Here is a 9,827-nt window from a genome sequence, read left to right as displayed (position 1 = left end):
CAAGGGCGCGAAAACATCAAAGTGACCGAGGTAGCGCCTCATTAGAGTCCGTATATAAGTACGCAATCACATCAGCTTAATGTAAAAAAGGCTTGTGCAATCGGAGGAGTCCATATAAGCGGGTTTACCCCGCGTCATCAGGTGCTAGGCTGTAGGTTCTAGGACGTGATGTAAAATCTGCTACCTCGCACCTCTCACATCGCATCTCGAATCTCGCAGTTCGGATCACTCTTTAACCAAGTCTTGGATCAGCCATTTACTAGCTTTATAAAAATACAGATCACGCATTTACCAGCCTCAGAATTTTAGATCAGGATTTAACTACCTCTGTCTTATAAGCCTTAATTAGGGCTTTTTACCTGATTACAGCCTCTAGAATGGTTAAAATTGGGTCATATAAACGGCAATTTAGGGCTGTTTTGTAGAATCTTACGATTTATAAACCGATTTTTTATTAACTCACTCAAGCCATAAACCGATTTTTTACCAACTCAACCCCCTTACAAACCAAAATTTTACTAACTGAAGCTAGGTTTCTAGCGGCACAAACCGATTTTTTACTAACTCAAGTTACTGATTTTGGCTATAAACCGATTTTTTACCAACTGCTTTTTATTTAATGTCCGATATTCATTAGAGGTATGTAAGGAGTTACTCACATTTTTGACTGTAAAGGGGGTTTACAGAGAGGGAACTAGCAAGGGGCAAAGTGAGAAAGAGTAAAGTTAACAAGTAGCAGCAGGTTTACCCCGCGTTATGGTTTTATTAAATGATCATTCGGATATGGCGCGATATAGAATCGCGCCTAATACAATTTGAGATAAGTTAAGCGAAACTGCGTCACGAAATCAGTTCACCTTGCGCAAATGAAACGTTCTCGCTTCGCTCGATGTCGTTAATCATTTCCACTGTTTTTATCAAACCACCATTGAATATAGGCGACTTTAGTCATTAGGTTTGATGGACGAGCGGTAATACCATGTGAGGCATTTGGAATACGCACCATCGCTGTATCAACACCTTGTAGCTTTAACGCTTGGTAAAATTGCTCGGTTTCAGAAATCGGGGTGCGATAGTCTGATTCGCCGGTTAACAGCATAGTGGGTGTTTTTACATTGCCCACATAGCTAATTGGAGAGCGCTTCATATAATGCTCAATATTGTCCCATGGCTTACCTGGGAACCAATAGTCAGCAAAGAAAGGATAGAAATCAGCAGTTAGTACAAAGCTGATCCAATTGATGACTGGTTTAGCAACAACAGCTGCTGCAAAGCGGTCTGTATGACCCACAATCCATGCAGTTAAAACACCGCCACCTGAACCGCCGGTAACAAACAACTTACTCTCATCAATAAAGCCTTTATTGATAACAGCATCAACACCTGTCATCAAATCATCAAAGTCATTACTTGGGTAGTTGTGATGAATTGTTTGCGCAAATTCTTTACCGTATGAATCACTACCGCGTGGGTTCATATAAAGCACAACATTGCCCTTGGCTGCGTATAACTGCACTTCAGGGCTAAAGTGAGGGCCGTAGTTTGCAACAGGGCCACCGTGGATCTCTAAAACAAGTGGGTACTTTTTGTTTTTATCAAAACCAGGTGGGTATGCAATCCAACCTTGAATAGCCAAGCCATCATGGCTTGATTTAACCCAAATTTCTTCAACTTTGGCCAGTTCTTTGTCGCCCAGCGCATCTTCGTTTAATTGCGTTAAACGAGCCGTTTTTCCGCGCTTAATTAATGCTACATCAGCTGGACGCTGTGTATCAGCGAGTGTGAATGCAACTTCACCATCTTCGCTCACATCAAAGTCACCACCTGAATATGGGCGACCAAAGGCGACACTACCAATCTGTGAGGTAATCACTTTATGTTTACCACTACGCGGTTGGTAAGCTAGGTGTGTTTTACCTTCGCTATCGTAACTAAAATAAAGACCTTGGCCACTATCATCCCATTTAATGCTTTCGACACTGCGATCTAAATCAGCAGTGAGCACCGAGCTTTTACCTGATTTTAAATCAAGTAAATAAATGTCGTTATTTTCATAGTTAGTCTTTTTGTCATCATAGCCAGTGTAAGCGAGGTAACGACCATTTGGAGAGACTTTAGGACTTGAATCAGGGCCTTTACGGTCTGTTATTTGGCTGATTGAACGATCCGCTAAGCTAAGTTTATAGATTTCAGATTCAGTCGGATGTAGCTCATTGTCTTCATAACGATTAGCTGAAAAATAAAACGCATCGCCTTGTTCATTAAAGCTAATAGCACCACTGTGATCAAAATCTCCAGAGCTTAATTGGCGGGCATTGCCGCCTGTTGCACCGATGATAAAAAAGTGATGATAGCCTTTTTCAGAGTAGCCACCGCCATCGGCGCGGTAATAGGTATCGTCAATATATTTAGCTGGCTCTGCCCATTTAGCGCCTTCAGGCTTGCCTGGTAAAGACACTGGACTGGCTGATTTTGCTGGCACAAATTGGCTGAACACCAATTGTTTGCCATCTGGCGTCCAAGTTAATCCGCCAGGGCTTTGCGTTAGGTTACTAATTTTTGCTACGTTACCGGTTTTTAACCATTTTACATAGATTTGGCTGCTACCATCTCGGGTAGAAATAAACGCTAAACGAGTTTCATCAGGTGACAACACCGGAGAGTAATCCATATGCACGCCAGACGTTAGCGGTAGCATGGTTTTACCATCTGGGTTTACTGACCAAATATTACTAACTTTACGGTCGCTTTTGATATCCATGCGATTACGCACAAAATAAATTGTATCGCCATTTTTTGTCATTTCTATTTGGTTGGCGTATTCAAGATCAAAAACATTTTCGAGCCCAAAGGTATTGCTAGCTCCCGCATGGCTGTAAAAGCTGGTTGCTGCAAGCAGTGCTAAAGACGTTTTAAACTTCATTTTATTTCCTTGTTAGTGAGCGGTGTTTAACCTGTTATAAAGTAACAACCATCAGAAATATAGCCCATTGCGATGAATGGAGAAATCAATAGACAGATGGTCATTTCCCTTTTATGTTGAATACAGACACTTTTGAACGTGAGGAACACACAATGATAGGTTACATCATGTTAGGCACTAACAACCTAGCTAAAGCAGTAAAGTATTACGATGAATTGTTCGCCAGCCTAAACGCCGAGCGCTTTTTAGAAACTGACCGCTTTGTCGCATGGAACACTGGGCAAGATAAACCTGGTTTTGCGGTTACCAAGCCTTACAACGATGAAAAAGCGACCGTAGGCAATGGCACTATGATTGCGTTGGCAGTTGAAACTCCTGCTCAAGTAGATGCTTTTTACAGAAAAGCCATAGAGCTTGGCGGCACAGACGAAGGCGCCCCCGGCCCACGTGAAATGCCCGGCTTTTATGCGGGATACTTCAGAGACCTAGACGGTAACAAACTTAATGTGTTTTGTTTTACGCATGGATGAGTGAAGTTAGCAAATGTAGTCGCAGCTGCAACATCCCACAACATGTTGCAGTCTCGCGTGAAATAAATTGCACGCCTATAAAGCTGACAGCTTAAAGCTCTTACACCTACCAAATTCTCCCTATTTTCATTAAACTGCTGCTATAAAAAATAACTATAAAAATAAGCGAGTTAGAATAATGTCGAAACTGTTTAAGTCACTTTCATGTGTCGTTACATTAGCGTTGGTTGGATGTGGCACAAATGAGGTGTTTACAGCATCTGCTAGTAGTGAGTTTGCCCATGGCAATGAGCTACTAAGTGCCACGGCGCTAACCGAGGATGCGAGTCACGCGTTAGTGGCAACCCAAACTGAGGTGTGCGTTTGGGATAATCAGTTAAAAGCGCGTCTATACGATTGTATAACAGGGCAGGGCGCTGAGCATGTTGAGCTTGTGGGTTTTAGCGCTAACAAATCTCGTTTTTTTATTTCAAATCGGTTATCGGTGACTTTATACGATACTCGCACGGGGCGTAGTATCGGCACTTGGCTTACCGGGCAAGAAATTGCTAGAGACATCGCTATTTCAGCTGTAGGCGATACGTTGGTTATTGCCTATCGTAGCGGCAAGGCTGAGGTGATAAACACCCGCACAGGTGATACTAAGCGTTTTGATATTCATCGTTTAGATATTAATAGCGTGGCGTTATCGGCTGATGGTCAGTGGGCGTTTACTGGGTCAAGCGATAAGTACGTTAAGCTTTGGTCAACGAGTGATGGCAACACTCGCTTTGAAGAGCGTTTAGCGACTAGAGTGAATCACGTTACTTTAAATAAATCAGCAAGCTTGGCCTTTGCAATTGATTCGGTTGATGATCGTGTATTCTTTGATTTGGCCAATAAAAATGAGCTATCAGAAGTGGACTCATACTCTAACTTTATTGAGTTCACCGCATCGCAATTTATCAACCAAGACAAATGGCTATTAACTGGCTCGCCAAAAATGAAGATGCGTTTATACCGTGTTGCAGATGGTGAATTAATCGCTGAATACGAAGCTAAACAGCAGCGTCAGCGCACGTCAGTACTGAGTGTGGCTTACGATGGTACGCAGTTATATTCACAAACCAGTGACAGTCTATTGCAGGCTTGGCCGTTTGAGATGAAAAGCAACAAATAGCAGCAAAAAGTAGATAAAACAAAAACGCCTACTTAAAGTAGGCGTTTGTTCTTGAGTACGATTAAATTAGTAATCAAATTTATGCTTGGTAAACAAGCTTTGCACTTGCTGCCAAACCGCACCAGGCTTACCATCGCCAATTAATTTGCCATTTACTTTTACGACAGGGCCAACTTCTTTAGTCGCGCTGGTGATCCATACTTCGTCGGCATCAAGTAACTCGTCTTTACTAATAATGCGCTCTTGCACTTTAAAGTCGCTGTAGCTGTGAAGAATATTGAGAATTAACCAACGGGTGATCCCAGGTAAAATTTGGTTATCAAGAGGTGGCGTACTGATCACACCATCTTTAACAATAAACACATTACTTGAACTGGCTTCGGTAATTTCTTCTAAACGATTAAATAAAATGGTTTCTTTGTTACCTGCAGCTGCACCGTGTTGGTAATGAATAACGTTGCCAAGTAGTGCCGTTGATTTAATATGGCAACGCTGCCAGCGGCGGTCTTGCTCAAGTGATACGGTATATGCTGTCGCATTATCGATGTCACTAACAGGTTCTGCTGGAATTTCAAAAGCAAATGCAAATACTGTTGGAGTAATGTTAGTTGGGTAGCCATGGGCACGTTTAGTGTCGGCGCCGCGGCTTACGTGCAAATAAATCCCCAAGTTGTCACCATGGTTTTTCTCGCATAAATCATTACAGATTTTACGCCACGTATCGGCACTGTAATCGAGCTTAATTTCAAGCTCGTTTAAACCGTTATTCATACGCTCAATATGTGCGCCAAAGCCAAGCATTTTGCCTTGGTATGATGGGATCACTTCATAGATGCCATCGCCAAATAAGAAGCCGCGATCCATGGGTGAAATCTTTGCTTCATCAGCGCTAAGGTATTCACCGTTTAGGTATACCGTGCCCATTGTTAAACCTCATTCTCTGTCGTAAAGCTGCCAAGTTGGCGAAGCCGAGTTATTAATTGTTGGCCATGCATAGCATGCAAACCGTCTTCAGTGAGCTCGTTTTTATGGGTAACACCATCAACACTACCGCGCTCACTTAGGTAATGCAGAATGTCTAGTGGCTCAATATCTGCTAATAAGTCAGTGTTGTGCCAGCGGCTTAAGAATCCAATGAGACCATAAGCGGCCCAATTAGATACATCAGCCAACAGCAACTCATCACAAGGTGTTAAACAAGGTGTAATACTAAGATCTTGCATATGCTGTGCAAGGTTACCCATGCCTATTTCATTACCGCCATCACCAATCGCAATAGTGGGGCAGTGTGCTTCTGTCACAAAAAAATCAAAGCAGCCACAATGTTCAGAAATATCAATGCCGCGCATATTGTAATAACGTTGATGCTGATTAAGCCCCGGGCGCTCTATTGATAAAACACAATCAGGCTTTAACTGCTCAAGGGCTTTAATGCTAAAAGTGCGCGCATTATCAATGTTGTTAATTGGCAGCTCAAAACAGTTAAAGTCTTTTTTCAGGGCACTGTAAAGGGGGTTGCCAGTGACCAAAATTGGCTGTTTACCAAGCTTCTCGAGTACTTTGTAAAGTGCTATAGCGCCAACAGGGCCATCGGTTTCAAAGGTGTTGTTAACCGCAAAGCCTGTACCAATCAGAATAGTATGTTGTGCCTTGTGAAGTGACTGAGCGGCGCGTAAATAAGTGCCCTTGGTTTGCCTAGCATATAAATACTGCATACCTCGTGGATTTAGTTCGACCATCATGCTTTCTATTTTTAGACTGAGTGCTTCATCACTTAGACTTGGCATAATGCGTTGATCTCTTGAATGAGGGCAATGCCTGCTTCGTTATCGCCGTGAACACAAAGGCTGTCGGCTTGGAGCGTGAGCTGCTGGCCACTTCGAGTGGTAACAGTACCATGTTCAATTAATTGTTTTACCTGCTTCAAAAGAGCTGGCTTCTCTAAAACACTTCCCGCAAGAGCGCGTGAGACTAACTTTCCTTCATCGGTATATTGGCGATCGGCAAAGGCTTCTAAAATGAGTTCGATACCTAATTCACTTGCTAGTGTTTTGTGTTTGGTTGCTTGATTGGTGGCTAAAATCATTAATTTTAGTGGTTTTGGATAACGAGCAACTGCTTGCATAACGATATTTAACGTATGCTCTTCGCGCATCATATCGTTGTAAAGAGCACCATGTGGTTTAACGTATTCCAGCGTTAAACCATGCACAGTTGCCATGCCATCAATCGCAGCAATTTGATAATGAAGGCAGTTAGTGAGTTCTTTTTCGCTCATTGCCATCGAACGACGACCAAAACCTTGTTTATCTGGATAGCTTGGGTGTGCGCCTATAGTAACCTTGTGCTTTTTTGCAAGGCAGAGGGTGCGTGCCATTACATCGGCATCGCCCGCATGAAAGCCACAAGCGATATTAGCCATATCAATATGTGGCATCACTTGCTCATCTAGGCCCATTTTCCACATACCAAAGCTTTCGCCTAAGTCGCAGTTTAGTTTCATCGTCATTTAAAATGCTGCCATTTTACTATTTGGAATATCGGTTACCAGCATATGCCCTGGGCTATGGGTAATACAAAAATCAGGTGCTGCATTGGCAATCGCAACTTGTGGAGTAACACCACAGGCCCAAAATACCGGCACCTCGCCTTCTTTAATGGTCACTGCATCGCCAAACTCAGGTTTGTTAATATTTTTAATACCGATTGCTGCAGGGTCGCCAAAATGCACTGGCGCACCATGTACACTTGGAAAACGGCTGCAAATCTGGATGGCGCGAATCGCATCAGCGGGTTTCATCGGGCGCATACTCACAACCATATTAGCATGGAAGATCCCCGCACTCTGACACGCTATATTGGTCACATACATAGGGACATTTTTTTGCTCGCTAATATTTCTAATTTCAAGGCCTGCGGCAATCAATGCCTCTTCAAATGAAAATGAGCAACCAATCAAAAAGGTGACTAAATCGTCGCGCCAATGGCTTGTGATATCAGTCACTTCTTCAATCATTTGTCCATTTTTAAAGACGCGATAGCGCGGTAAGTCGCTACGAATATCAATGTTTTCGCCAACAGTTGGCATATCGGAAACGCCTGGTAAACGGCTGGTTGCTATAATAGGGCATGATTTAGGATTGGCTTGGCTAAACTGCAAAAAGTCAAACGCGTATTGTTTAGGTAAGATCACTAAGTTTGCTTGTACAAACCCAGGCGCAAACCCAGACGTATTACCACTGTAATCACCCTCGCGTACCATTTTACGAATAGCCGCTGGGGTGGTTAATGATGCATCTTTTTGCAAGTGCCTCTCCTTGAAAATTAAAACCTAACCGAGGTTATTACAATAACACTCAGTTTAGGTCATTAATAGTAACGGGCAGCTGCCCTTTTGCAGGGGCTTTCCCTAGTAAAACGTTTGCTAGCGCTGTAAAAGCAGGACCAGCAATTTTTTCATCTGTATCTACATCTATATTGTAAGCATAGGTGGCAAGTACTGCATCGCCAAATTGTCCGAACTGCGCAATATCGTAAGGGGCACGTAAGCTTACAAATACGGTCTTTTTATTGGCTAATTTTGCTTGTTTTAATAAGGACTCTAATGCAGCTGATTGATCAGTCTTAGCAATTGCAAATTCTGGGTTATCGGCTAAATCGTCCATACCGCCCACTTCAACAGCGCTTTGTTTTGGTGACGCATTTGCGGCAATGATGATATCGGCTTCATTAATTTTTTGTAATGTTGCAAGCGGCTCGTAGCCTTGCAAACTCGTGCAGCTAAAGCTGATTAGCTGATCGGTGTTATCAATTAACGCTTGTTGCAGAGCATAGCATTTGCGGGTATCTGGCATAATAATATGCACTTTGTTGCCCGATTTAATGCTAAGCGGTAGGGTGTTTTTCTCGTTTTTAATTTCGGTGATAGCCGCTAATGCTAACTCAGCTTCTACTTTCCTATGACTTTGATCGCCAAGTAAAAGCTGCGCTTTTTTGATGGCTGCTTCGTCATCAAGTGAAGAGCTGAGTTTAAATTTTTCTTTTAGTTTTAAAATACGTGTTGCAGACGCGCTCATTTCGTTTGCATTTAAAGTGCCGCGTTGTACTTCTTGCTCTAATCGCTCAATCAGGGCATCAAGCACAGCTAGGTCTTTAGGGCTTCTGATTTCGATGGGCATAAGGGCAATATCCACACCTGCTGCAAAGGTATTTACTACCGCTTCAATTGGTTCAAAGAAGTGGCTGATCCCCGCCATATCGAGTGCATCTGTGATCACCACACCTTGATAACCGAGCTCTTCTCGTAATAAGTCGGTGATGATTTTGCGCGACATAGTCGCAGGTTTGATCATGGTTTTGCCTTCTTTACTGACAAATGTACTGTTATCGAGGGCTGGGTATTGGATATGTGCCGTCATGATCATACCCGGTTGTTGGTTTTTAATAATTTCTTTAAAAGGAGGTAGGTCTTGCTGCCAAATGGTTTCTTTATCATGCATTACTTTTGGCAGGCCTGTGTGGCTATCTACATTGGTATCGCCATGTCCTGGAAAGTGCTTTAATGATGAAATAACGCCGTTATTTTCGAATCCTGCCACTTGGGCACCACCTAGTTTTGCAACCAATTGCGGATCTTCGCCGTAAGAGCGCACGTTAATAACTGGATTATCTGGATTCATGTTTACATCGACTGTGGGTGCATAGTTAACATTCACACCCAGTGCCAATAGCTCGTCGGCAATAATGCGGGCAGACTCAGTCGCGAAGTGGGTGCCATGTTCGTTATAGGTCGCGCCAATCGACATGTTACCGGTAAACGACGTACCTACATCACGAGGAATACGGGCAACTCGGCCACCTTCTTGATCTATCGAAATAAACAGCGGTAAGCCTAACTCTGACTTGGCAGCGGCTTTTTGTAGATCATTATTAAGTTTGATTACTTGCGGCACGGTATCGATATTTTCTGCAAATAAAATCACCCCACCAATGTTATGTTTAGTGATGATATTCGCTAAATCGGCCGGCAGCTCTGTCACCGGTGTGCGGCATTTTTGCTCACCTGGGTCTTGTTCACAGTAATAGCGCAGGTCAAGCATGAGCTTTTGCCCTAACTGTTGTTTTAAAGTTAATGCAGACTCAGCAAATGATGATTGTAATGGCATGAAACATCCTAATCCGATAACCAGTGACGATAGTGCAAACTTATTTAACA

The 9,827-nt window shown here is 43.0% G+C and carries 8 protein-coding genes; 2 read left to right on the top strand and 6 right to left on the bottom strand.

Annotation, left to right across the window (positions count from 1 at the left end):
- Positions 1–895: 895 nt before the first annotated feature.
- Positions 896–2,923, bottom strand: coding sequence for a S9 family peptidase (locus L3V38_RS10035; RefSeq protein WP_237119317.1), 2,028 nt, complete (start codon positions 2,921–2,923; stop codon positions 896–898).
- 152 nt (positions 2,924–3,075) lie between these two features.
- Here L3V38_RS10035 and L3V38_RS10030 point away from each other — a divergent pair, with 152 nt between their 5' ends.
- Together L3V38_RS10030 and L3V38_RS10025 are read left to right on the top strand one after the other, a co-directional pair.
- Positions 3,076–3,453 carry a VOC family protein gene (locus tag L3V38_RS10030; protein ID WP_237119316.1) on the top strand — a complete coding sequence of 126 codons (378 nt, stop codon included), beginning with the start codon at positions 3,076–3,078 and terminating at the stop codon, positions 3,451–3,453.
- A gap of 178 nt (positions 3,454–3,631) precedes the next feature.
- A complete protein-coding gene (locus tag L3V38_RS10025) occupies positions 3,632–4,612 on the top strand; it encodes a WD40 repeat domain-containing protein (protein WP_237119315.1) in 981 nt (326 codons plus the stop codon).
- Between the two features lie 66 nt (positions 4,613–4,678).
- Here L3V38_RS10025 and L3V38_RS10020 read toward each other — a convergent pair whose 3' ends face one another.
- From L3V38_RS10020 to L3V38_RS10000, 5 genes are read right to left on the bottom strand one after another with little or no spacing between them, the layout of a single operon-like run.
- A complete protein-coding gene (locus L3V38_RS10020; RefSeq protein WP_237119314.1) occupies positions 4,679–5,536 on the bottom strand; it encodes an aminotransferase class IV in 858 nt (285 codons plus the stop codon).
- Between the two features lie 2 nt (positions 5,537–5,538).
- Complete coding sequence (locus tag L3V38_RS10015) at positions 5,539–6,399, bottom strand: glutamate cyclase domain-containing protein (protein ID WP_237119313.1); 861 nt, start codon at positions 6,397–6,399, stop codon at positions 5,539–5,541.
- On the bottom strand, positions 6,387–7,115 hold the full coding sequence (locus L3V38_RS10010; RefSeq protein WP_237119338.1) for a 5-oxoprolinase subunit PxpA: 729 nt from the start codon (positions 7,113–7,115) through the stop codon (positions 6,387–6,389). The genes L3V38_RS10015 and L3V38_RS10010 overlap by 13 nt, the downstream gene beginning before the upstream one ends.
- Positions 7,116–7,121: 6 nt before the next feature.
- Positions 7,122–7,919: a putative hydro-lyase gene (locus L3V38_RS10005; RefSeq protein ID WP_237119312.1), complete on the bottom strand. Its 798-nt coding sequence runs from the start codon at positions 7,917–7,919 to the stop codon at positions 7,122–7,124.
- A 49-nt stretch (positions 7,920–7,968) separates the two neighbouring features.
- A complete protein-coding gene (locus L3V38_RS10000) occupies positions 7,969–9,777 on the bottom strand; it encodes a glycoside hydrolase family 3 protein (protein WP_237119311.1) in 1,809 nt (602 codons plus the stop codon).
- Positions 9,778–9,827: the final 50 nt, after the last annotated feature.

Source organism: Pseudoalteromonas sp. L1, assembly GCF_021728095.1.
Taxonomy (GTDB): Bacteria; Pseudomonadota; Gammaproteobacteria; order Enterobacterales; family Alteromonadaceae; genus Pseudoalteromonas.
This window is presented reverse-complemented; position numbering and strand designations above follow the sequence as displayed.

Excerpts from the sequence above, each read along its gene's own strand:
- L3V38_RS10015 (WP_237119313.1), bottom strand. The coding sequence starts at position 6,399 with ATGCCAAGTCTAAGTGATGAAGCACTCAGTCTAAAAATAGAAAGCATG.
- L3V38_RS10025 (WP_237119315.1), top strand. The coding sequence starts at position 3,632 with ATGTCGAAACTGTTTAAGTCACTTTCATGTGTCGTTACATTAGCGTTG.
- L3V38_RS10010 (WP_237119338.1), bottom strand. The coding sequence starts at position 7,115 with ATGAAACTAAACTGCGACTTAGGCGAAAGCTTTGGTATGTGGAAAATG.
- L3V38_RS10000 (WP_237119311.1), bottom strand. The coding sequence starts at position 9,777 with ATGCCATTACAATCATCATTTGCTGAGTCTGCATTAACTTTAAAACAA.
- L3V38_RS10035 (WP_237119317.1), bottom strand. The coding sequence starts at position 2,923 with ATGAAGTTTAAAACGTCTTTAGCACTGCTTGCAGCAACCAGCTTTTAC.
- L3V38_RS10030 (WP_237119316.1), top strand. The coding sequence starts at position 3,076 with ATGATAGGTTACATCATGTTAGGCACTAACAACCTAGCTAAAGCAGTA.
- L3V38_RS10020 (WP_237119314.1), bottom strand. The coding sequence starts at position 5,536 with ATGGGCACGGTATACCTAAACGGTGAATACCTTAGCGCTGATGAAGCA.